Origin of the sequence: Tardiphaga alba (genome assembly GCF_018279705.1) — a bacterium.
Taxonomy (GTDB): Bacteria; Pseudomonadota; Alphaproteobacteria; order Rhizobiales; family Xanthobacteraceae; genus Tardiphaga; species Tardiphaga alba.
Map to the genome: position 1 here is coordinate 2,666,837 of NZ_CP036498.1, position 21,458 is coordinate 2,688,294.

The window sequence follows — 21,458 nt, forward strand, 5'->3', positions numbered from 1 at the left end:
CAAGCAAGGATACATCAATGAGAATGGCTCGCTGGGCTTTTGCCCTCGCGTTCGCGCTCGTCTGCGCGCCTGCTTTCGGCCAGACTGGGGAGGGGTCATCTCCGCTATCGGTCCCAAAGGGCGGGAGCGGGCGCAATTCCCTTGATGCCAACAAGCTGGTGTTCGGTAACGGCACGGCCCCCGTTCAGCTGTATGGTTGCACCGGGTTCTTGGTTGGCACTGGCAGCGGGGCGGCGCCTACTTGTCGGGTCATTGCCGCGGCCGATCTGCCAGCGAACCTGACGTCAATCGCCAACGCAACGACTGCAGCCAATCGGCTTGGATACTGGACGGCCTCGGCGACCTATGGCCTGACAGACTTCACCGCCTTCGCCCGGTCGTTGCTTGACGACGCTGATGCGGCGACCGCGCGCGCGACGTTGGGGGTGTCGATCGGATCGAACGTTCAAGCGTGGGACGCAGACCTCGATGCGTTGGCGGCGCTCTCCGGCACCAATACGATCTATTATCGTTCAGGGGCCAATACCTGGTCGGCCGTTTCAATCGGATCGCTGCTGTCGTTCGCGACAGGCACCCTGAATGTCGGCGATGCCGAGCTCGTCGCCCTTGCCGGTCTCACCAGCGCTGCAGACAAGGTGCCATACTTCACCGGGTCTGGAACGGCAGCGCTTGCGGATTTCAGCTCATTGGCGCGTACGCTGGTAGCCAACACCGCCGCGTCCGGTATGCGCTCAACGCTCGGCCTGGTCATCGGCACGGACGTGCAGGCCTATGACGCCGAGCTGGCGGCGTTGGCGGGCCTGACATCGGCCGCTAACAAATGCTTCTACTTCACCGGGGCCGGCATTGCAGCAACTGTCGACTGCACCAGCTTTGGCAGGTCTGTGGCCAACGCGGCCGATGCGGCGGCGCTGCGCACGCTCGCCGGCACAGTGATTGGGACGAACGTCCAGGCATGGGACGCCGATCTGGACGCATTGGCCGCCAATTCGACCGATGGTTTCTGGGCGCGCACGGGCGCTGGAACGGGAGCCGCGCGCGTCATGACGGCGCCGGCCGCCGGCTTCACCATCACCAACCCGGCCGGCGTTGCAGGAAATCCAACGTTCGTTCTCGCCAATGATCTAGCGGCCTTGGAGGCCCTGAGCAGCACCGGCATCGCACGGCGCACCGGGACCGATGCATGGTCGGTCGGTACGCTAGTTAGCAATACTGAACTTGCCACGATGCCGAATGCGACATTCAAGTGTCGCACCACGGCTGGCACAGGATCTCCAGATGACTGCACCTCTGCTCAGTCGACCGCATTGCTCAATACTATGGGTGGCGATGCCGGCTCCGGCGGCACGAAGGGCCTCGTTCCTGCGCCGGGCGCCGGCGATGCTGCGGCCAACAAGGTGCTCGGTGCTGGCGGAACTTGGGTCACTCAGTCGGGTGGTGGCGGCGGCGGCCTTTCCGATGCCGACCGCCAGAACATTCTGCTTGAGCGTGGTTATCAGTCTAAGACTTTCGGCGGATACCGGCGCTTCATAAATGCCTTCGCCGATGGCTATAAGGCCTCTGACGGGGTCAACTCCGGGGCGTCGTCGAACTACAACGTCGTCACAGCCAGCGGGTATGTCGCTCCTTCGGGATCGGGGGGCTCCCAGCTTCTGATTCCCGGCGCGACCGGAACGGCCTCCGGCGTCGGGATGAGCGATAGTGGCGGCACCAGCGGTATTGTCTCACAGGCCTTCGACGGAAATCTGCATAACGCATCTGGCAGCAGTGTAACGACCAATAGCAATGGCGTGCATCCGGGAAGCTATGCTGCGGGCATCCGGAAAGACTGGGGTTCTGGAAACGCAAAATTCATCACTCAATTTGTGCTTTCTACTTCGTCAAATTTAGCACTTATGAATGTGGGTGGCGCATCGACCGTCAAACTGCAGGGGTCGAACAACGGCACTACATGGGTCGATCTATTCACCAGTGGGTCGACGGGCGCCGCCGCCAATACGGACTACACATTTAACACCGGCATCGATACGTCTACCGCCTACCGATATCACCAGGTGATGATCAATGGTAACGGTAGTAACTCCGCTATTGTAGCTGAACTGCAGTTTTATGAGACCCCGCCGATCGTCGTGAACAACATGACATTGGTCACGACGTATCAGTCATCCGACACAACGGTCACCAACGGACGCCTTCTGATCGAATACGATCCTCTTGTTTCTGTGACATTGAACACCGACATCACCGCTGAAGTGACGTGCAATGGCGGGGCAAACTGGACCCCTGCATCTCTTTCGGCCGTATCTAACTTTTCGGGTGGGGCGGCTCAGCGGAAAGTCGCGGAATCTGTCGATCAACTCTGCTCCGTGTCGGGGTCTTCATTCGGCGCCAGGCTTAAGACTGTAAATAGTAAAGCTGTCAATTTTTACGTGACTTCAGTCACCGCTCGCTGAGGTGCTGCCATGATAAAATATGCGCTAGCTTTTTTTTTACTCGTCTCGCCGGCGGCAGCCCAGACTGTGGTTCAGCCTGTAGGGGCAACGCAAGCGAAGGCAAATAACCGCGCCGATCTTGTTGGGAAGCTCAACGACCTGCTTAGTCGTGCAGATAGCCTCTCATCTTCTCTGCAGGCTAACCGGGTTACAGCGACGGATGATGCTGCATATTCGGATACTGTCACTCTCATCGTGATCCGTAGCCAGGTTTACGACGTCCAGTGCCAGATCGCGGTGCTGGACGGGCAGGCGTGTTCTTCGCCGCCTCCGTTCTACGGCAAGGCTGTTGTCTTGAAGAATGCGCTGAGCGCGCAGAATGCAGAAGCACCAAACAAGGTGTGGCGCCTATCCGGCAGCTTGACGGTGTCGGCGGGCCTGTCCTTGATTGGAAAGAAGATCCAGACGATCACCGTCGCGGGCGTCGCCGCTGGTGACGTGGTGATCATCACGCCGAAGGTTACGGTTCCGGTATCCTTCACGCTCGGCGATGCGCGCGCCAGCGATGCTAATACGATTGAGTTGTCGGTGACATTTCCGCAACTCGTGACGCTTGGGGCGGCCGTCACCATTCCGGTCGACGTCATCGTCCTTCGATAGGCAGTCGCCGCTGAAGACCGCGGGAGCCCTACCGGAAAAGCCCGGCTGAGCTCGCGGCGCAGAATATCCCGGCGGCGCCGACCAGCGTCAGAATCCAAATTGCAGCAATCGCGATCATGTCGTGGCGGCGTTCCATGCCGCAGCGATAGCCCGTGCGGCCACCCCGGGCATATCCGCCGATAGTCGCGAGCGCTTCTGGCCAGTTCCGATCACTTTCGAACAAGGAGCAAGACCAATGAGCATCGTCCCCAAAAGCCTGCCACAGATCACCCGCGACGCTCTCATCGCCAAAGTCGCCGGGCTCAAGATAAGCCAACCTGTGTTCCTTGTCGGGATGCGCGGCTATTACCTCGACACGATGGGAAAGCCGAAGGTGAACGATCGCGGCGTCTACGACGATGCCATGATCCTTGTCGGGCCGAACCACTTCAGCACCTACAACGCCAACACCGATCCGAGTGTGTTTCGAAAGCACATTGCGAGCCTGCGCCCAGGCCTCTGGTCGTATCGGCTGGGCATTCACGGGCTGAGCAAGCCGAAGGCGCAGCAGTACCAGGCGCTGGTGCAGGCCGACAAAGTAACGGTCGATCGGGATGGTGAGGGTGCCGAGACCGGCTATTTTGGCATCAATATCCATCGTGGCGGCGTGAACACCACAAGCTCGCTGGGCTGCCAGACGATCGTTCCGGCGCAGTGGCCGGCGTTCATCGCCAACGTCAAAGACCAGTTGGCGCGTGCGGGGCAGAAAACCATCCCTTACGCGCTGACGGTTTAGAGCAAGAACCCAAGCACGGCGGCGCCCAGGATCGACAGGCCAATCAGCCAGTCTACGGCGCCCATGTTCTCGTCTGTCGAAAGCATCTGAATTCCCGCGGTTTCCGAGCATGAAACGCCGCACCGCTTTCTAAAGTTCCCGCCGCCCGGCGGCACCGGGCAAACCCTCAAAATCGTAGGTGAACAATGAAACGCTTCGTCCTGGCGGCCCTCGCGGCTGCCCTGTTTATCGTGGCCGCGCCGGTGCTGGCGCTTGCCGCGGATGCTGCCCCGAGACCGTGGCGCAGGCCACCGGTGAGACGACGAAGGTTGTCTGGGGCTGGGGTAGCGCAGCTGGCGCCGTCGCTCAGGCGCTCGCCTATATCATCGGATTGGCCGCCGCTTGGGCGCTCCGGCAACTGCCGGCGAACATCGTCGCCATCTTCGGAAACGCCCGGGTCGAGCTTCTTATCCAGAACGCCGTCGGCTACGGCCTGAACGCCGTCCAGGGCGCCGTGAAGGACAAGACGCTGACTGTGGATGTCGGCAATGAGGTTCTCGCCAAGGCGCTTCAGTATGCAGTCGACAACGCCCCGGGCTGGCTGCAGTCGTGGGCGGGTGGTCCAGAGGGGCTCGCCAAGAAAATCTGGGCACGGCTCAACCTCGAGCCCGCGGCCAGTGACGCAGCGGTCCCCGCAGCCGTCAGCCAGGCGACCTGATGTTTACGGGGCTCGCCGGAGCCGCGCTGCTGAAGGTGCTGGAGGCGTTGTTCAACGCCTTCGGTGCCGGCTTCAATGACTGGCTCGCCCGCAAGCGTGCCGAGAACAATCTCTATGATCTCGGCCGCGCCGAAACCACATCCACCATCAACAAGGAGAGCGCCGATGCGGAGCGTCGTGCGAATGAAGCGGCGGTCAATCGCCCTGATGTCAGCGCTGTCGTTGCTGGGATGGAGCGTGGCGACACCTTCTGACGCGGCTGGCAAGTTCCCGGCAGATGCGCCGGAGGTTGTCGTCCAGACCAAGTGTCCGCCGCTGCGGAGCTATGACACTGCCACGACGCAAAAGGTCGGCGCCGAGCTTCGCGGGTTATTGAAGGCAGACCCTTCAGCAGCGGCGCCGGGCATGATCGCGGACTACAAGCTGCTTCGCGACCAGTGCAAAGCCTATGGGTCGTCCAGATGACCCAGACACGATCGGTCGAGTGGCTACTCGCCGCCATGATGTTCGCATGGGGCGTCGGGCTGCTTCTTCCCGGCAACACCATGTCGCTGCCGCAATATCGACTCCTGAGCGAGTGGGCGCCAGAATTCGTCTGGGCCGCATGGTCGCTGGCGATTGGTGGCGTGCGATTTGTCGCGCTTTACATCAATGGGTCATGGAAGCGGACGCCGCTTATTCGATCGATCTGTGCTATCTTCGGAATAGTCTGGTGGCTGTTGCTTTGTGTTCTCTTCATGACGGCAAACTCAGGTCCGATGCCGGCCGGGCTGCTGTGGTTCCCGGTCTTTATCGGCTTCGAGGGCTATAGTGCATTCCGCAGCGCTCGTGACTCTTACCACTCTGGAGCTCTGCAACGATGGGTTCGCCTGTAGGATCTCTTGAAGGGTGGGGCGCTATCGCCGCGATCATCGGCGGCGGAGGCATCAGCGGAATTCTCATCGCTATTTTTGGCTACCTCTCGGCTGCGCGTGGCGGTCGAAAAGGAGAGCCCGAACGGGCGGCAGGGGTGGCGGGGATTTCCGCTCTTATGGCGGACAGCGGCTCGATCAACGGGCTCACGCTTTCAATCGATCGCCTAGCTCTGTCGGCCGACAAGGTCGCGCTGATCACCATCGAAAATCGTCAAGAGATGAAAGAGGCTTCGTCGCGCCTCATCAAGCTCGGCAATGACATGGTCGATGAGGTGCGTGAGCTGCGCCGCGCTGTCGAAGACGCGAAATGAAGTGACCCGGCGCGTGATCGAATCTAGGCACGCGCCGGGCCTCGCCAAGGGCGATTGAGGTCAATCCTCAGCCCGGAAATCCTGCATCACCACCATAGGAAAGATCAATGATCCGCTTTGCCGCGGCGCTCGTTTGCGCCTGCCTTTTCGCGTCTGCGCCTGGTTATTCACAGGACATCTTCGCGGGCGTCCGCTCGATCGACGTGACTATGACGAAAGTCGAATCCTGCGTCGCCAGCCACTATGGCGTTGGGGACGGCTACCACGGCCGGCGGACGGCCTCGGGCGAGCGGTTCAATACCCATGCCCTGACGGCCGCGCATCGCACCAGGCGCTTCGGCAGCCGCGTGACGGTGACGAACCTGGCCAATAGGAGATCTGTGACGGTCCGCATCAATGACCGCGGGCCCTTCGTCCGTGGTCGCTGCATCGATCTCAGCCACGCCGCGGCGCGCGCGATCGGGATGGGCGGGCTGGCGCGCGTCACGGTGGAATGACCGAATCCGGGAATGAGCCCGGATAGCTGGTGACGAAGCCCGTTCTTCGTCTCTGGCGCCTCAACGAAACTGGCCCGTTCCGCAGATCCCGCGGGCGGGCCTTTTTTGTGTGCTTGCCGGTATCGGGCGCTGCTTGCTAAACCGCCAGCATGGCGATGAAACTGACTATGCGGCCTCGAAGAAAATGGACTGAAGACGACATCGAAAAGATGGTCGCTCTGCTGCGGGATGGAGTGTCGATCGCGAAGGTTGCTAAGCAGCTGAAGCGGAGTGAGGCGGCAATCCGAGTGCAGGCAACAATACGCCGCGTCTCGGCCTCCAGCGATCTGGCTCAGCGCGCGAAGCGAAACCAAGAGCTGAGGCGCTGAGTTCAGTCCGCCGTCGGCAAGCGGCGCATCGTGAACTCGATCTGGCCATCCTCGAGCTGGCGCCAAAACTCAACCGTGGTCGAATAACCGCCGGCTGGATAGCGCTCCAGGATCTCCCGTGCCTTGGCTCGGGCAGCGTCGCGGGGCAGGGTGAAGGTCTCCCGCACATAGCCGTCGCCAGTAAGCCGCGCGTGCCGGGAAGCCATCCGATCTGCTAAGCGGCGCGGCGTCATTTGATCATCCCCAATGCGATCATGAACGATCCGACGGTGCCGCCTACGACGGCCGCCGTAGCCGCCAAGGCGATCAGCAGCCGTAACCAGCTGAAGGGGCCGATCTGGTCGCTCATCGGTCCCGCGCCAGCTTGCTGCGCCCCCAGTGCGGGTCTTTGCGGCTGGAATCGTACACAGGCTCGCGGGGATGCAGTGCCTTCCGGAGCCCGACCTCGGCGTGCATTAGCGGCCCGCGGTCTTCGGCTGCCAGCATGAGAGCCTCGATCGCGGCCTGCCATCGCGCGCTCAACGCCTTATCCTTCGGCAGTTTCTGGATCAGCATCCCGGCATCCCTGAGGGTTACGAGCGGCTTCCCGCCTGGCACGGGGATAGGGGATGGCAACAACCTGTCCCAAGACATACGCAACTCCAAACGCAACGCTACTAAGCGCTCAATATAGGTCCTTGTATCGGTGTTTGGGAGTCGGGCTCTGCTAAGCGCGGAAGCCTAACCGGGCGTCAGTCGCGGCATTCCGTCTTCGCCACGCCTCGATCTCCGCGTCGCTCAGGCCCGCGCGGACAGTCGCCCACGCCGCCTTGAACTGCCGCTGACAGTCGGCCAAGCCCGTCCCGTTGCCCTTCCAGTGGGCCGGCTGCGGCATGCCAGAGATGTTGATCCCCAGAACCATGATGGCACGCCTACAGTCACCCCTGACTGTTTCAGGATGCGGCCAACGTTCAAGCCCTGCCACATGACGAGCCAGTCGTCGTCGTATGAGATGCCGTCAAAGGTCGTCTTCCGGAGGGTGAGCTGCTCGGCGTCCACTCGGTTAAACGCCCGCGGACATGGCCGCGCGAAGCCTGTCACGTTCCTGAGTTGGGCTGAGAAAAATGAGCCCCAGATCTGAGGCGCGTCGTCGGACCGCAACTTGCGAGCGCCGCATCGCGGCTGTAGCCTTCATAAGGGATACGTTTCGGTCGGCCAGAGCGCGCAGCTTCGCATCATCTTCGTCAGTCCAGAGCTTATTAGAATTGCGCGCCATTGCTCCTCCGTCCCTGTAAGGCGTTGTTTCGGAGCATAATTCGGGCGTGGTGCGGCGGTTCCAGCGCACGTCGCAGGTTGCTCAAGAGCGTGAAACTCTTTGGCAAGGTTTCTGAAATTTTTAAGTTGAAATTACGAATTGATCCGATACGGTGATGTATCTTCAACGAAGAGAGTCGCTGTGTTGAGCCAGCCAGAGCCCGAGGAAGTCCACGCTGTACTGAAGGATTTCGAGGATCCGCTGATGGGCATCCATCTGCGAGCTTGGGATCGTCTCATGAGCAATCCCGAATGGCCCACGCTGGTGTTTTCCCGCACCGGCACTGGCTTGATGCATGACCTCATCGTGCAGGAGGCCTCCTCCGTGCTCGATACAATGCCGAGAGTGCACAAGATCGAGCACGATAAGAGTGTCCGTTACCTTTTTGCCGATGAGGTCTTGCTGCGCTTTAAGCACGGATCAGATCGAGGCCTTGGGAGTAACGTTGATACGAAGGCAAATTCCGATTTTATCGACGCCGATGTCGAACTGTGGGGGATGCCTCAAGTCAAGAAGGTCGAGCTTCTTTGGTATGAAAATAAGCTTCGTACAAAATTGGACCGCGTCGAGGTAACCGCTCGCGACGGTAAGCGTCGGCTGTGGGGTTATCCCATGGGTAGCGAGCCTGTTACGGTTCAGATGCCTTTCGATTTGCCCGATATGCCCCCGCAGCATCGCGCAATCCCGTTGGTTACTGTAAAGACCGCGCGGAAAGCCGATTCTAAAGACTGAGATGTTTGATGCCTATTTCGGGAGCAATGCTGCGCCTCGCGCGGCAGCGGAGGGGGATTCGACAGAACGAGGCAGCGCTAAAGCTGTCTGTGTCGCCCTCCGATCTGTCGCGGATCGAAAATGACGCGAAAGAGCCATCTCAGGTATTTCTGGCGAAGGCATCGAAAGTGTTCGGGGTGCCTGATGAATTTTTTAGTCTGACCGACACCATCTACGGCGCCCCCGTGTCTGTGCATCCGATGTGGCGAAAGAAGGCTGAAGTCTCGGCCGGAGAGCTTGACGCTGTCGTCGCAGAGCTCAACGTCAGGGTGATGCACTTGCGACGTTTGCTGCAAGCTGCTGACATCAATCCGGTCAGAACTGTACCCTCTCTCGATATCGACGAGTACGGCGATGCCGAAGCGGTGGCGAGCGTGCTTCGCCGCCATTGGATGTTGCCTGCGGGTCCTTTGAAAGATGTAACCCACATACTTGAGGAAGCTGGCATCATTATTGTGCATTCGGAGATGGGGGGATCATCCATCTCGGGTGTGACCTTCCGCGTGCCTGGTCTCCCGCCGCTGATCGTTTTGAACAAAGATCAACCAGCTGATCGGATGCGGTTCACTCTTTGTCACGAGCTTGGACACATAATAATGCATCGGTTTCCGTCTCCCAATATGGAGAAGGAGGCCAATCTGTTTGCCAGTTGCTTCTTGGTCCCAACGCAAGATGTCCGATCGCATTTTGGAGCAGGGCGAGTTGACCTGCCACGACTTGCTGCACTCAAACGAGTGTGGCGTGTCTCTATGGCGAGCTTAGTATTTGCGGCCGATCGATCTGGCAAATTGACTGCGGCTCAAAAGAACTACCTTTGGCAGCAATTTTCGATGGCTAAAATCAGGACTTCGGAGCCTCCCGAACTCGACTTCCCTCGTGAAAAGCCGACAATCGTCAAGACGCTCCTCAGCACTCATATTGAAACGCTCGGATATTCTGTCTCAGATCTCGCGAAGGTTTTGACAATGGAGCAGGCTGAGTTTCCAGCATTTTACGATTTCGACGCATTGCCCGGAGATGCGCCAAAGCCCCGCGGTCTTCGCATCATCAAATGATGCACGCTCTTTGGTCAAAATCGTAGTCATCGACTAGCCCTCTTCGACAGCCCGTTCTGGACCGTAGGAGGCGAGCAACTCATCGCCTCTCCACAGCTCGATGACACAGTCTGTCGCAAGCTTGCTGGCATATGCCCGCGCGTCTTCTACGCTTAAATTATTCGGGATGGGCCGGTGGCATGCGATGTGAGACCCGCAGACACTGAACACCTGATGCATATACATCTCGCCCCACCAATTTTGCTCCGATGACAAAAATGGAGGGAGAGGTACTTAGTTCCGAGATGTCCAGCAGTGCGAGAAACGTAGATAATCGATCGTAAATCTGCCTGGTTAGGCAATCGCGGTTACGGGCCACTTGCGGACAACTTCGTCTTCCTCAGTGGTTGTAAGCAGATCTCTCTCGGCAGACTTGCATCGATGACAGATGAACTCGCTTGCCACACGCTCGAAATTCATGGCGTGGCGGCACTTGGGGCAAAGGGGAAGGGGCATTCGCGCCGCTCCGAAAGAGAATGGTTGTTGAGTATGCGGCTCCATAACGCAGCCAGCGTTGACGCATGTTTAACAGATGAGATGGCGGTCGTTATTCGCGAGCGCGGGGCCCTTAGAAGGATCGTAAAAAAAGCCCCGGCCAGGCCGGGGCTTTGAGTTTGTTTTCTGGAGTGTAGGCTAGCTCAATTCCAGGAATTGAACTTGTAGTTCAGGCCCGCGCGGATGATGTGAGTCCGAGACTCGACGTCTGAACCGTGAGCAAAGGCAGTCACCGGACCAGTAGAGTTCACGAGCGTCTGCGATCCGAGATCGACGTAGAGATACTCTGCCTTAGCAGTCCAGTTGCTGTTCCAGAGGCGCGATTCAATACCACCGCCAACGGTCCAACCGGTCTTTGTCGACTTCAGCGAAGCGGCTGCATTTTCTCGCACGCCGCCACCGATATCAAACGAGCTGGAATTGCGGGTTTCAACTTCGCCATAAGCGAGACCGCCGGTCACGTAAATCAACGTCTCAGGGGTAGCGGTCCAACCGAGACGACCGCGAACCGTGCCGAACCAGTTAAGGCGAGACTCAACTGCGGCAAAGTCGCCTGGCGTGAACAGCAGGCCAGATACGAACCTCTGCTGACCCTTCACATCCGCGCCTTGGATATCGGCTTCGATACCGAACAACCAGGAAGGCGCGAACATGGTGTTCCAACCAATCTGAACACCGCCGATCACACCGTCAGAGGCAACGGGACCGGTGGTTGCGCCGAGAAGAACGGTCGGCGGCGTGCCGGCGAAGATGCCCTGCGCAGTTTCGTTGTGAGCAATACCGTATCCAACGTTGCCGCCGAAATAGAAGCCGGACCAATTCCAGGTCGGCGCCATCACGGGGGCCTTCGTATACGGACGCGCGGCCAGATCGGCGGCGCTAGCTGACGCAATACCAAAAACGAGGGCAGTCGTAGCAAGCAAAAGTGTTTTCATTTCCAATTCCTCAGTTGCAACCCGAAGGCTGCATGAGGATCACGTATTCGCGCTGTTTTGTCTGTTACGGTTGTGCAACAGTCTCTCCTAAATAAAACCTACGATTGCGCGCGATTGTTCATAGACAAAAGGTCGGTCGCTGATCCCGCTGGGTATTTTAGTATAGTAAGCGGTTACTGAATGCCGCCAAAACTGGAGGCTCGCGTATTCCAATACTATCAAAACTTCGAGGTATAATTGTACACCGCCGATGAAAAACTCGGTCGCTAGCGCAAAGCACGCGTCACAATGCGTTGAAAAAGGAAGTACGACGTCCAGCAAGAAGAGAACCGGGCTCGCGGTTTGAACAAGTTTCTCAGAGCAACCAGGCCGTTCGCAGTTCCGAAGAATTGCGCAGTCTCGCAGAGGCCGCCGCGTCCTTCGTAAGCGAAATCGGCAACCGCTTAAGCGGTTACGGAACTCGTTAGTTCGGTAATGATCTGTCTTCATTCTTCGAGCCGCGAAAGGGATCGATTTCCTCGGCGCCGTGCCACCCTCGGTCCCACCAGTGCCAGCGATCAGAGTTAGCAGTGTACGGATTGTCTCGACATCTCATGCCGCGCGCATAGGCTTCAAACCCGTCCAAGATAGTTTGTTCAGCTCCGCCGCTGATGTCCAAAGTTTTCATTTAGCGCCTCCGCCGTCCATTCCATCCTATTCCATGAGAGTCAGAGCGACTTCCGCGCTCGCAAGTTCCTTGCATACAAGCGTTCAGCGATCAGATAGCGTCGGTCATCCCCGGCCTGTTCGTGGCTGTTACCGGTGACTGAGAGCCAACTGCTCCCGCCCAATACAAGGGACGAGCAGGTGGAACCTTTCAACAATTTTCCGGGCCCAGAGTACAAAGTTCGGCAAACGGATGATGGGCAATTCGTCATCGATGTTCACTGGCCCTACGGTGCCGTCGAGCAACTCGTGGGGCTGTTCACCACCCGAGCGCATGCGATGCGGTGGCTGTTAGAAAGCGGGACGAAAGGAAACGTCTAGTTTGCTGTCACTCCATCAGCGGGGTAGGCCCGACCGGAGCCGGTCATATTCTTCGGCCAGAATAGCAATGTCGGCAGGGTCTGCATCAAACGTCTGGCCCGCGACATGTTTCGCGAGGGCGGCCTTTACACGCTCAATAGCGTTCAATCGGTCGTAGTGCTGATCATCACTCTCGGCCATTACTTACTCCATCACAGCTGGCGTGGGTTGCGCGGTGGCTTATTCCGGCTCGGCCCGACCTCACCGCACCACACCCCCAAATGGTCGTAGACTGTCATTCTGATCGACTTGGTGTCGCTGGCTTCGAAAGCGGAGATCAGGGCTGATCGCATGTCGTTGCAGATTACCTCATCCCATGACCTGCCGGTATGGATGTTGGTACCGACGACTTGGAAGTGCCCAGTATTCACGAATGATCTCTCCATCTGCCTGCATCCTAGCACAGGCGTGGCGGTTGTGGGGGCAGAGCGTTAGACCGGCCGGGCGAACAGTTCGTTGGCCAGGCGCTCTATCATATCTCGGCCGTCGCTGGTGGTGCTGCCAAGGTTCTTGATTGCGCGGCTGACGAACCAGCCGATCAGTTCGGGCCGTTCGCGAGCCTGTGCGGCCTTGTCAGGGTATTCGCGCATCAGGCCATTGATCTCGGTCTCGGCCAATTCGCATTCCCATTCGTACTCTGCCGGCGTCATATTGGGCTCCAACGGTGGTTGTGGGGGAGTGTCAGGCTGTCGGGTAGGCGGCGGTCGCTCGCAGAGCCGCAGCGCACAGGGCCAGGATGGGCTCCGTCACGTTCGTCGAGGCGTAATCGACGCCGGCACGATCCGTCACGCAGGCCCATGCGTTTCCATCCTCATTGAGGTCGCCCATGCCAAAGGAGTGGATGGGCGGGATCAGCTTCATCGCCGCGTCGATCGACGAGGTGTAGGGCAGGGGATCGGCGTGCAGATCGCCGCCCAGCGCCGCGATGGCGGCATCCTTCGACTGGCCGCTGGCGAACATGATAGCGGCGACGGCGAGTTTGATGCGATCGTCTATCTTGCGGTCGCTGCCGTTGGCCTTCTCGCACCATTCAGCGAGCTTGATCAGTTCGGACATTGCAATCTCCTGTGAGCGTGTGAGTGGTTGGTGCCGTGATTACTGATGATGGGACTGCGGCAGCGGCTTCCATTCGGTCGGTTGAACAGACGGGTTGCCGTCTGCATTCACCGCCCAGCAGATGCCATCGGTCCACGAATCCGGCGGCTCCTGATCCTCGGCAAATGACCAGCCGCCGCAGAACTGATTGTCGGAATTGAGCAGGCCGTCCGTCCACGCGAGGATATTGTCGCTGCCGTGGCCGGGGATCTTCGCCTGAAACGGTGTGCCGTCTCTCGGCGCCGTTTCCATCGATTGCCATGCCATCACGTCTTCTCCTGGGTGGTGTTCTGCGGGCAGTTATTCGGAATTTCCGAACCACTGGTTTGCTGCTGCGGAACCAGCGTTGAGGCCAGATCAAGATAGAATTCGTGGTACCGGACCATGCGAGCGATATCTTTGTCGGTCACGCCTTTGAGGCGCCGGATATCGCTGTTGTGGCGCGGGTCTTCCATCTTCACGCGGATGGCATCTGGATTCGATTTGACGCGAGCTCGATAGGCATCCGGAGTTTCGTCCCGAAACTTCGTCAGGTCGAGGATGCCGCCCGCAATCCGGACCGAGAATCCCATCTCGATTAGATTGCAAGCTTCGATATCGGTGTCCTCGATAAGGTCATGACCGACGGCGATGCACTGCAATTCTTCGTCGTCGGTGCGTAGGCGGTGCATCACGGTCAGGCAGTGCAGGATGTACGGCCGGCCACCTTTGTCGAACTGGCCGGCATGACGCTCCGTGGCGAGCGAGATCATGCGCGAGAGCATTTCACCCTTCATGGGCTGTTTCCTTGTGAGAGGTGAGCGCGGCGGTGTGGCGCCTGATCTTGGCTAGCGGGGTCGTGGCGTCGAGGCACAGGCCGCTGACATCGCCATGCTGTTCGGCCGTCGCGACACGTGAATAGAGCGAATTGCAAAAGCCCATGAGGTTTTGTTCGGGGCCAAGCATGTTGGCATTGGGATGTTTCCACGCCTGCTGCTCAGCCAGCTTTGCTGCCAGGATCATGCCGGGACGGTGACGCCAGACCTGATATCGCTGCCACAGGGTCATGTCTCATCCTTTCCATCAGTCGCAAGGATCGCTGGCGTGTCGGGTAGGAGGCGCAACATCTTTGCGAGCGAGAATGCACCGTCTTGCTCGCTTGGCGACCAGTTCGGATTTTCGCTCATTTCTTCCGCCACCTTCGCGCACCGCTCCCGCATGTCACGCGCGGCGGCGTCGCGTTCGGCGCGGAGCTTGGTGATCTCGGCGGCGGCTTCTTGCATCAGGGCTTCGACGAAGTGCCCGGCAAGGGCATCGGCTCCGTCAGCGGCTGGCCAGATAGTCAGTTTCTCGACGATATCGGTCATTGGCCATTTTCCCCGACGAGCGTTGAACTAGGGCGCTCAAAGGCTTCGGCATTTCGCTTCAATGCGAACTTCAGCATTTCCGCGAAATGGTGGTCGATGCCGATGGGGATTACTTTCGATCCGAGCTTCAAAAAATACATGGGTCCGGGGCCGCAATCTGTGACGCGGGTTTCCTCGACAATGTCACAGTCGAGCAACGCGCGTTGCATGCTCACTCCATCCCAGGTTTGGTAACTAGCCATTGGTGGCGTCCTCCTTGCCCGACACGGCATCGGAGGGTGCCGCGCTTGTTTTCTTTGCTTTTACGAATGCGATGAACTCGCAGTCCGCCTTATGTGGCTCGGCCGGATTGCGCATGTCATTGCCGCACCCTGGGCAGAGGAAATGGCTGACATCCAACGCGGGTGCGCACTCTTTGCGAGCAAGGGCATCGCGGGCGATCTGTGCCATCGCCTGTTCGCACGGGCTGCAGCTATGCGGGAAATCGCGGATGCGTCGCAGCGCTTCCTCCCATCCCCCATGCGCTGGCCGGGAGAGGGCGGCAAAAAACGGGATCACCTTGTCCGCGAGGTCAAGTGCAATCCTCCTGCGCCAATTATGTACGTTTTCCGGATCGCGGCGCTTCGGGTACCTCGTCGCGGGATCTAGAATATCTGCCAGCGCCTCCCTCACCGCATCCGGCTCGGGCGAACCGTTAGAAGATTTCGAAGAGTTCAGCTCGGGCGAGGTGGTGGGGGCAGGCGCTCCCCAAAACTGTTCTTGCTCACGTTCACGCTCGAACGACTCCGCATAGTCAGGATCGATGGTCGCCATCACGTCGAATGGTTCGTCGGTGCTTGCAGCAAAGTGCGCAGCCTTCGGGCACGGCTGGCTGAGTTTTTCCTGCCCGTTGGCGTCGGTCGCACCGCACAGCGTGCAGACCTCATCGTAATACGAGGAATCGCTGAAGCGTGTGATGTGCGACGAATGCGTGGCATTGGTGGGTGCCGGCGCTGGTGGGGCATGATCGGGGAACGCTTCCTCCAGCAGTCGGGTGGCGATCATCACCGCGTCGTTGTGGTCGTAACGGTGCTCGTTGACGTCATCCAGCTTCTGAGCCATCGCGACGATTTCCATGGCCAGTCGTGCGTGCTCGCTCATCGTCCTGCCTCCTGGAGGGCGGCGCGCAGTTCCGCCGCGACTTCCGGCAACCCCTCGCGGAGCGCCGAAACGTGGATGGAATCGGGAAGGGTGGTGAAGGCGGTCAGCGAGGCGACATAATTGTCCAGCCGATCGATGGCGGCTTCGATCTTGTCGAGCGCCTCTTGCTTTGGCTCGCTCATGGCTGATCTCCTGATGCGGGTTCAGTGCGGAGGTGGAGTTGCGCGCTTTCAACCAAAGCAATTATCGTATCAGCTTTGTAGTAAGCCGAATTTCTAACCCGTAGATGTCGCTCTTTCTCCGTCTCGGTAAGGCCTTCGCCCGCAACTATGCGCGGTCGAAATGACTCGGGAGAGGTCGCCACGATCTGTGCAATTTGCTCTCTCATCTGATGAAGTTCTGCATTAACTACAGGGTTGTCTTGACGAAATTGCTCATCCCTAACAGCGCCAATTGCGAATTGCAGTGCTGAAATGGCGAGCGGCGAGCAATCGGACTCGATCCATTTGTCAGCCACGTCAGAAAACATCATCAAAAGCCGGTCAAGACTCGTATCCTGCATCGGCAGGGCAGGATTGCACCCGTGCTTGTACGGGTTTTGATGCTCAAGACGGCTCTCTAGGTCGGACGGCAATTCCGGCATCTCGAAATTTAGAGTGTGCCACGCGCCGTCGATTACCTTGTTCGTCTCCATCATCAACTCGTCAGCATTGATAATGTATGCCGTGTCGCGAAGCTTGATTAATTGCTCCCGCGCGATGTGAAGGCGGTGCTTTAAGGTCGCGATCTGCAAGTCTGTAGCGGTTATAGTCATGCCGCATCTCCGATGATTCCGGCGGTCCAGTCTGCGCAGCCATGCTGAGCCCTAAGCGGACCATGTTTTTCTGTGCAGGCCACGCAGCGCGTCGCCTCGTGATCGGGGCAGAGCGGCCAGCCGGAGTAACGCATGGCGTAGCTCGCGCCTGGCTTCATGCTGTTGTGAAAGCGACCGCAGTAATCGCACTTCGGCTTGGTCATCATGACGCATGCCCTCCCTCGTTGGAGCCGGATGGTGAAAAGTCTGCAATCGGAGTAACGCGTTGGTTCCATTTTTTGCCCGAGTTGGGCCATTGCTCGTTGCTCTCGAGCGTGCAGCCGCATTCGACGCAGGTAACGATGCAGGACCATGCGTGTCCGCCCATACGTTCGAGCGTGGCGTAACCTCCGCAAAACGGGCAGGGCTTCAAATCGACTAGGCTCATGACGCAGGCCCTCCGTCCTTGGAGCTGATGGCCGTAGTGGGTTGCGCGCTGATTTTCAGGGCGGTCATGATCGCCCTCCCGATCGTTTCCGCGACGTCCGGGGCAACGGCGTTTCCAATGCCTCGATTACGCTCCATTCCGTAGGGAAGGCCATCAGCGCCTCCGTAAAGGCTGGATGGATTCGCCATCCGTGCTCTTTGACGAGCGCGTGCACTCTCAAAACGGTCGAGCGTTTGTAGCGACCGGTATTCTCGTGCAAAGGAATCCCGAAACCGCGTCCATCCATTGAGGCGGTTGGCGTAGGCCACAATGAACACTCGTCGTCGCACGTGTGAGAGTCCCACGGCGCATGCGGTAACAGTGTCCCAGATTGCATTGTACCCGAGGTCGGAAAGCGTTCCGAGAACCGCTCCCATCCCTCGATCAAGCAGCGCTGAGACGTTCTCCACGATAACGACGTCCGGTCCCAGCTCGCCAATGAGCCTGGCGTATTCGAACCAAAGACCGGATCTGGCTCCGTCGAGCCCAGCGCCGAAGCCGGCATAGCTGATGTCTTGGCACGGAAATCCGCCGCAGATAGCGTTGACCTCAATGCCGTCTGATCGCAGGCGATCGGCGGTGAGGGCGCACACGTCGTCGTAGCAGGGCACGCTGGGCCAGTGCCTCCGGAGGACGTGGCGAGCGTAAGGTTCGATCTCGCAGAATGCGGCGGCGTGCATGCCGGCGCGCTCAAGGCCGAGCGACATTCCGCCAATCCCGCTGAATAGGTCGAGCACATTCACGAAACTCCCCCTTGACGAATAGGGCCAATGGCCCTATATCTGGACCATCGCAAGGGCAATTTTGTCCGGTGATGGAGATGAAAATGGGCAGCCGCAAAACGCAGACCGTCAAGGACGTCAAAGAGACGTTCGGACAGATCAAGAAGGCCGATGCGCGAGAGGCTATGGCCCGCGCGATGCTCAAGGTCGGAAACCTGACCCCAGAGGCCCGCGAGTACGTTGCGCGGGAATATCCGCAGTGACCCCGGACGAATACCGAGAGGCGATCGAGAAGCTGGGCCTCTCGCAGGTTGCGGCCGGCCGGCTTCTTGGCGTGGACGAGCGCACATCTCGTCGCTGGGCAATCGGCGAGCGGGACGTTCCGCCGCCAGCACAGAGGTTCCTGCGCTACCTAATTGCGACCGGCAAGACCGGCGAATACGCGATGAAAAAGCTCGCGACGGGATAGTCCCGCACTGATGGGAAGACAGCGTCATACGACACCACCGGTGCGGCGCTTGCCGCCTTGGACCTTCACGTCGATCGCCTGCGCGTCGTGCCAGCGGGCGGCGCGGACGTCGCTATCGAGCTCGCGACGCTGGGATGCTCGGCCGAGCTGAACCTCTGACGCCGCGCGCAGCTGGTCGCCTCTGTTGTATCGGCCGGTGGTGCGCAAATCGGAGTGCGTGGCCGACTTCTGGATGCGCTCCGGTGTGACGCCGGCCTCAAAGGCCTCGCTGATGCCGCCCGAACGCGAGTCCATGTTGAATACGTTGTCCGGCACGCCGGCGTAGCGCGCGACGATGCGCCACTTGCGCCGATACTCCGAAGCGGTCCACGGCATGCCGGTCGCTTCGTTGATGATCACCGGCTCGTTGCCGTCCGGGATTTCATCGAGGAATGCCAGTTCCTCCATAACCATCGCCGAAAGGGTGAGGTCTACCTCGACCGGCTTCTGTCGCTTGCTGGTCACGTGACGGAGGATCAGGTCATCGCTGACCTCGGACCAGCGGAGGCCGCGTAGCCACTTCTGGTCGCCCCAAACTTCATCAGAATCGCCAGGCTCGGTGAGCGGCACCCACTCGCCGATGACGTCTTTCTGCCGGAGGATGAGCTCGAACTGCAGCGCTTGGGCGAGGGCGATCGAGTGCCAGCCGACGATATGAGCCCATGTCCGGACGGCGTCCGCCTGGTCGGCGGTGATCCGCTCGGTGCGCGCGCCGGCCATCGGGAACTTGAGTCGGTGCAGGATCTGGCTAATGCGCTCGCACTGCGGGTCGGCGAGGTGGGTGAAGCCAAAGCTGAACACGGTGCGCAGCTGCCCGACCATCGAATGGGCCATGGCCACCTTGTCGGCACCCTTCCAGCCGGCGTGCCACTCAATCAGGGTCCGGCCGGTGATGTCGCCGATCGGCGTCGAGCCGTGCTGGTCCCGAATCCGGCGGAGCATCCCAGCGTGGTTCTGCCGGACATGGAACCGCTGCTTGTGGAAGCTCGACAACGGGTCGGTCTGATAGGCATCGATGACATCGCGGAGGCGAGGGCCGACATGCCCAGACACGGCCTGGATTTCGATGACAGGGGCGTCCGGCTCGGTTCGGCCGGTCCAAACGACGACGTCGCGGCAATCGCTCTTCATGGCGGTTACCTCGACTTCCGGTAGGGACGGGTCCGGCGGTTCGCCGGGAGGTACCGGCCGCCGTCGGCGCGTGCCTTCTCGATCTCGGCCGTGGTCAGCGCGAGGCCCTTGCGAAGGCGCTGCTCGTGCGGAACGCTGGCCGGCTTCTGAAGGTGTTCGAGCTGGCTCACCGCAGTGCTGGCGCGGTGGAAGAGCGAAGGATTGCGGGCGTTCTCGGTCCGGAAATGGATCAGGCCGGCGCGTGCTTTTTCGAAGCTCATGCTGCCCTCCGGCCGAAGGCGCATTCTGAACGTGCCGAAAAGCCCAATGATTTCAGTACGTGAACGGACCGGGAAAATTCAGAACGTCCGTTGACGAATAAGGCGTGAGTAGGGGATTTCGATTCCGAGGGTCGGGCGTTCGAATCGCTCCGAGTGCACCATTAAACCGATGCATCATTTGAGTTTTTCGACGCGTAGGTTTCCGTCTCTGCACGCTTTCAGTGCATCGGGGGATCGCGTTAGTCTGTCGCCATGAATCAGGCGCGACTCAGGTCCGGGCTGCTCGCCTTCGTCTTTGCGGGGTGGCTTACCACGGTTTTGTTGCTGGCCGGCACGCTGGCGGCCGGCCCCGTGCTTGGTGGGCTGTCGCGCCCGCTTTTCGTGATCGGCTGCGCGGGCGTGGGCTGGCTGGCATGGCGCCATAGCGCCGCGGCGCATGTGCAGTCAGCCATCGTCCTGTTCGCATTCACGCCATTCGTCCGGCGGGTCGTCGACCTGACGGTCGGGTTCGACCAGTCGAGCGTCATGCTGATCGGCCCGTTGCTATTTGTCCTGACGCCGCTGCCCAGCCTGTGGACGTGGCTGTCGCAGGTCGGGCGGCCGCGTAATCCGTGGGTCGTCGGCCCGTTCGTCGTGCTCGCATGTCTCGCTTACGGGACGGCGCTGACGATGTTCCAAAATGACTGGATGGCAGCCGCGACGGGGACGCTGAAATGGGGCGCGCCGGTGCTCTACGGAATCGCGCTGCAACAGCGTGCGCGGTCGGACGGCGAGCTGGTCAACGCGATGGCAGGCGCCTTCTTCGTCGTGCTCCCGATCACGGGGCTCTATGGCATCTGGCAATATGTCGATCCCCCGAACTGGGATCGGTTCTGGATGAATTATGCGAGCATCACCTCGGCAGGCTTTCCGCTGCCTTACATGGTGCGCGTGTTCAGCACGATGAACGGCCCGGCGACCTATGCCACGTTCACGGCGACAGGAATGCTGCTGCTGGGATTCTTGCGGCCGGGTTGGCAGTCATTGTTTGCGCTGGCACCGGCGGCGATCGGCCTGCTGCTGTCGCTCTATCGTGCAGGCTGGCTCGCCCTCGCAGTCGGCGTGCTGTTCTGCATGTTCTTCAGCGCCACGCGTTTTCGCGCGATCACGACGGGCGTCGGCATTGCTGTTGCGGCCGTGTGCGCCGTGCTGTTCACGCCGTTCGGCGATGTGATCACCACGCGCCTGCAGTCCCTGGGCAGCGGCTCGGAAGATGGCAGCGGCGCCGAGCGGCTCGAAGAGTTCGTGACGCTGTGGAACATGCCCGATGCCATGGTGTGGGGAACAGGATTTACCTTCTCGGATGTCGGCGTGGCCGGTGCGATGCCGATCGATGGCCAGATTATTTCCAGCTGGCTGACATTCGGCATTCCTGTCGGGCTGATTTCACTGGCTGCCTATCTCTGGGTTGCCACATGGAGTGTGTCCGCTGCCTGGCGCATGCCCACACGCGAAGGCGTCGTGCTCGGTGCCATCGCATTCGGCGGCATCATTCTGCACGTCCCATTGACCAGCATCGCGTCCGGCGAGATCTCGGTGCTGTTCTGGATGATTTTTGCCATGGCCTGTCCATGGGATCTGGTGGTCCAGTCTCCCGTTCCACGCGCCGTGCCCCAGGAAGCATGAACG

At 59.9% G+C, this 21,458-nt stretch carries 34 protein-coding genes; 14 read left to right on the plus strand and 20 right to left on the minus strand.

The features are described 5' to 3' along the window. Positions 1-17 precede the first annotated feature (17 nt). The 9 genes from RPMA_RS12580 to RPMA_RS12620 all read left to right on the plus strand — a co-directional run bounded on the left by RPMA_RS12580 (position 18) and on the right by RPMA_RS12620 (position 6,286). Complete coding sequence (locus RPMA_RS12580; RefSeq protein ID WP_211913112.1) at positions 18-2,453, plus strand: hypothetical protein; 2,436 nt, start codon at positions 18-20, stop codon at positions 2,451-2,453. Between the two features lie 9 nt (positions 2,454-2,462). Next, positions 2,463-3,092 carry a hypothetical protein gene (locus RPMA_RS12585; protein WP_211913113.1) on the plus strand — a complete coding sequence of 210 codons (630 nt, stop codon included), beginning with the start codon at positions 2,463-2,465 and terminating at the stop codon, positions 3,090-3,092. Positions 3,093-3,327: 235 nt separating this feature from the next. After that, the gene (locus tag RPMA_RS12590; protein ID WP_211913114.1) at positions 3,328-3,867 is read left to right on the plus strand and encodes a hypothetical protein; all 540 of its coding nucleotides are present in this window, start codon (positions 3,328-3,330) and stop codon (positions 3,865-3,867) included. Positions 3,868-4,144: 277 nt separating this feature from the next. Then, the gene (locus RPMA_RS12595) at positions 4,145-4,564 is read left to right on the plus strand and encodes a hypothetical protein (RefSeq protein ID WP_211913115.1); all 420 of its coding nucleotides are present in this window, start codon (positions 4,145-4,147) and stop codon (positions 4,562-4,564) included. Beyond that, positions 4,564-4,818 carry a hypothetical protein gene (locus RPMA_RS12600; RefSeq protein WP_211913116.1) on the plus strand — a complete coding sequence of 85 codons (255 nt, stop codon included), beginning with the start codon at positions 4,564-4,566 and terminating at the stop codon, positions 4,816-4,818. Before RPMA_RS12595 ends, RPMA_RS12600 begins: the two co-directional genes overlap by 1 nt. Further along, a complete protein-coding gene (locus tag RPMA_RS12605) occupies positions 4,802-5,029 on the plus strand; it encodes a hypothetical protein (protein ID WP_211913117.1) in 228 nt (75 codons plus the stop codon). Before RPMA_RS12600 ends, RPMA_RS12605 begins: the two co-directional genes overlap by 17 nt. Further along, the gene (locus tag RPMA_RS12610; protein ID WP_211913118.1) at positions 5,026-5,439 is read left to right on the plus strand and encodes a hypothetical protein; all 414 of its coding nucleotides are present in this window, start codon (positions 5,026-5,028) and stop codon (positions 5,437-5,439) included. The genes RPMA_RS12605 and RPMA_RS12610 overlap by 4 nt, the downstream gene beginning before the upstream one ends. Next, entirely contained in the window at positions 5,424-5,789 is a 366-nt protein-coding gene (locus tag RPMA_RS12615; RefSeq protein ID WP_211913119.1) for a hypothetical protein, read from the plus strand. Before RPMA_RS12610 ends, RPMA_RS12615 begins: the two co-directional genes overlap by 16 nt. 209 nt (positions 5,790-5,998) lie before the next feature. Then, entirely contained in the window at positions 5,999-6,286 is a 288-nt protein-coding gene (locus tag RPMA_RS12620; protein ID WP_211913632.1) for a septal ring lytic transglycosylase RlpA family protein, read from the plus strand. A 370-nt stretch (positions 6,287-6,656) separates the two neighbouring features. On the opposite strand, the gene RPMA_RS12625 is transcribed toward RPMA_RS12620, so the two are convergent. Both RPMA_RS12625 and RPMA_RS12630 read right to left on the minus strand, forming a co-directional pair. After that, positions 6,657-6,887, minus strand: a complete 231-nt coding sequence (locus tag RPMA_RS12625) for a hypothetical protein (protein WP_249225652.1) — start codon at positions 6,885-6,887, stop codon at positions 6,657-6,659. A 112-nt stretch (positions 6,888-6,999) separates the two neighbouring features. Further along, positions 7,000-7,209, minus strand: coding sequence for a hypothetical protein (locus RPMA_RS12630; protein ID WP_211913120.1), 210 nt, complete (start codon positions 7,207-7,209; stop codon positions 7,000-7,002). Between the two features lie 883 nt (positions 7,210-8,092). Here RPMA_RS12630 and RPMA_RS12635 point away from each other — a divergent pair. Then, positions 8,093-8,680 carry a hypothetical protein gene (locus tag RPMA_RS12635; RefSeq protein WP_211913121.1) on the plus strand — a complete coding sequence of 196 codons (588 nt, stop codon included), beginning with the start codon at positions 8,093-8,095 and terminating at the stop codon, positions 8,678-8,680. A gap of 8 nt (positions 8,681-8,688) precedes the next feature. Then, complete coding sequence (locus tag RPMA_RS12640) at positions 8,689-9,774, plus strand: helix-turn-helix domain-containing protein (protein ID WP_211913122.1); 1,086 nt, start codon at positions 8,689-8,691, stop codon at positions 9,772-9,774. A gap of 677 nt (positions 9,775-10,451) precedes the next feature. Here RPMA_RS12640 and RPMA_RS12645 read toward each other — a convergent pair. From RPMA_RS12645 to RPMA_RS12720, 16 genes are all read right to left on the minus strand, one after another. After that, the gene (locus tag RPMA_RS12645; RefSeq protein ID WP_211913123.1) at positions 10,452-11,243 is read right to left on the minus strand and encodes an outer membrane protein; all 792 of its coding nucleotides are present in this window, start codon (positions 11,241-11,243) and stop codon (positions 10,452-10,454) included. 463 nt (positions 11,244-11,706) lie between these two features. Further along, positions 11,707-11,910, minus strand: a complete 204-nt coding sequence (locus tag RPMA_RS12650) for a hypothetical protein (RefSeq protein ID WP_211913124.1) — start codon at positions 11,908-11,910, stop codon at positions 11,707-11,709. 374 nt (positions 11,911-12,284) lie between these two features. Next, positions 12,285-12,449, minus strand: coding sequence for a hypothetical protein (locus tag RPMA_RS12655; protein ID WP_211909136.1), 165 nt, complete (start codon positions 12,447-12,449; stop codon positions 12,285-12,287). A 290-nt stretch (positions 12,450-12,739) separates the two neighbouring features. After that, entirely contained in the window at positions 12,740-12,958 is a 219-nt protein-coding gene (locus tag RPMA_RS12660) for a hypothetical protein (protein WP_211913125.1), read from the minus strand. A gap of 31 nt (positions 12,959-12,989) precedes the next feature. Next, positions 12,990-13,364, minus strand: a complete 375-nt coding sequence (locus tag RPMA_RS12665; RefSeq protein ID WP_211913126.1) for a hypothetical protein — start codon at positions 13,362-13,364, stop codon at positions 12,990-12,992. Positions 13,365-13,403: 39 nt separating this feature from the next. After that, positions 13,404-13,670, minus strand: a complete 267-nt coding sequence (locus RPMA_RS12670) for a hypothetical protein (RefSeq protein WP_211913127.1) — start codon at positions 13,668-13,670, stop codon at positions 13,404-13,406. Next, positions 13,670-14,179 carry a hypothetical protein gene (locus RPMA_RS12675; RefSeq protein WP_211913128.1) on the minus strand — a complete coding sequence of 170 codons (510 nt, stop codon included), beginning with the start codon at positions 14,177-14,179 and terminating at the stop codon, positions 13,670-13,672. The genes RPMA_RS12670 and RPMA_RS12675 overlap by 1 nt, the downstream gene beginning before the upstream one ends. Next, a complete protein-coding gene (locus tag RPMA_RS12680) occupies positions 14,169-14,450 on the minus strand; it encodes a hypothetical protein (protein WP_211913129.1) in 282 nt (93 codons plus the stop codon). The genes RPMA_RS12675 and RPMA_RS12680 overlap by 11 nt, the downstream gene beginning before the upstream one ends. After that, positions 14,447-14,749, minus strand: coding sequence for a hypothetical protein (locus RPMA_RS12685; protein ID WP_211913130.1), 303 nt, complete (start codon positions 14,747-14,749; stop codon positions 14,447-14,449). Before RPMA_RS12685 ends, RPMA_RS12680 begins: the two co-directional genes overlap by 4 nt. Next, positions 14,746-14,958, minus strand: coding sequence for a hypothetical protein (locus RPMA_RS12690; RefSeq protein WP_211913131.1), 213 nt, complete (start codon positions 14,956-14,958; stop codon positions 14,746-14,748). The genes RPMA_RS12685 and RPMA_RS12690 overlap by 4 nt, the downstream gene beginning before the upstream one ends. A 25-nt stretch (positions 14,959-14,983) precedes the next feature. Continuing rightward, positions 14,984-15,889 (minus strand): hypothetical protein, encoded by a 906-nt coding sequence (locus tag RPMA_RS12695; protein WP_211913132.1) that lies wholly within the window; start codon positions 15,887-15,889, stop codon positions 14,984-14,986. Next, positions 15,886-16,071, minus strand: coding sequence for a hypothetical protein (locus RPMA_RS12700; protein WP_211913133.1), 186 nt, complete (start codon positions 16,069-16,071; stop codon positions 15,886-15,888). The genes RPMA_RS12695 and RPMA_RS12700 overlap by 4 nt, the downstream gene beginning before the upstream one ends. Then, positions 16,068-16,703 carry a hypothetical protein gene (locus RPMA_RS12705; RefSeq protein ID WP_211913134.1) on the minus strand — a complete coding sequence of 212 codons (636 nt, stop codon included), beginning with the start codon at positions 16,701-16,703 and terminating at the stop codon, positions 16,068-16,070. The genes RPMA_RS12700 and RPMA_RS12705 overlap by 4 nt, the downstream gene beginning before the upstream one ends. Next, positions 16,700-16,909: a hypothetical protein gene (locus RPMA_RS12710; RefSeq protein ID WP_211913135.1), complete on the minus strand. Its 210-nt coding sequence runs from the start codon at positions 16,907-16,909 to the stop codon at positions 16,700-16,702. Before RPMA_RS12710 ends, RPMA_RS12705 begins: the two co-directional genes overlap by 4 nt. Next, positions 16,906-17,130, minus strand: coding sequence for a Lar family restriction alleviation protein (locus RPMA_RS28555; RefSeq protein WP_211913136.1), 225 nt, complete (start codon positions 17,128-17,130; stop codon positions 16,906-16,908). The genes RPMA_RS12710 and RPMA_RS28555 overlap by 4 nt, the downstream gene beginning before the upstream one ends. Continuing rightward, positions 17,127-17,912: a DNA cytosine methyltransferase gene (locus RPMA_RS12720; RefSeq protein ID WP_249225653.1), complete on the minus strand. Its 786-nt coding sequence runs from the start codon at positions 17,910-17,912 to the stop codon at positions 17,127-17,129. Before RPMA_RS12720 ends, RPMA_RS28555 begins: the two co-directional genes overlap by 4 nt. 83 nt (positions 17,913-17,995) lie before the next feature. On the opposite strand from RPMA_RS12720, the gene RPMA_RS12725 reads away from it, so the two are divergent. Next, positions 17,996-18,154 (plus strand): hypothetical protein, encoded by a 159-nt coding sequence (locus RPMA_RS12725; RefSeq protein ID WP_211913137.1) that lies wholly within the window; start codon positions 17,996-17,998, stop codon positions 18,152-18,154. Continuing rightward, entirely contained in the window at positions 18,151-18,360 is a 210-nt protein-coding gene (locus RPMA_RS12730) for a helix-turn-helix domain-containing protein (RefSeq protein ID WP_211913138.1), read from the plus strand. Before RPMA_RS12725 ends, RPMA_RS12730 begins: the two co-directional genes overlap by 4 nt. A gap of 24 nt (positions 18,361-18,384) precedes the next feature. Here the strand turns inward: RPMA_RS12730 and RPMA_RS12735 are convergent, their stop codons facing one another. Further along, positions 18,385-19,530, minus strand: coding sequence for a site-specific integrase (locus RPMA_RS12735; protein ID WP_211913139.1), 1,146 nt, complete (start codon positions 19,528-19,530; stop codon positions 18,385-18,387). Between the two features lie 5 nt (positions 19,531-19,535). Continuing rightward, positions 19,536-19,790 (minus strand): hypothetical protein, encoded by a 255-nt coding sequence (locus RPMA_RS12740; RefSeq protein ID WP_211913140.1) that lies wholly within the window; start codon positions 19,788-19,790, stop codon positions 19,536-19,538. Positions 19,791-20,042: 252 nt separating this feature from the next. Between RPMA_RS12740 and RPMA_RS12745 the strand changes: the two genes are divergently transcribed. Continuing rightward, positions 20,043-21,455 carry an O-antigen ligase family protein gene (locus RPMA_RS12745; protein WP_211913141.1) on the plus strand — a complete coding sequence of 471 codons (1,413 nt, stop codon included), beginning with the start codon at positions 20,043-20,045 and terminating at the stop codon, positions 21,453-21,455. The last annotated feature ends 3 nt before the right edge of the window (positions 21,456-21,458 follow it).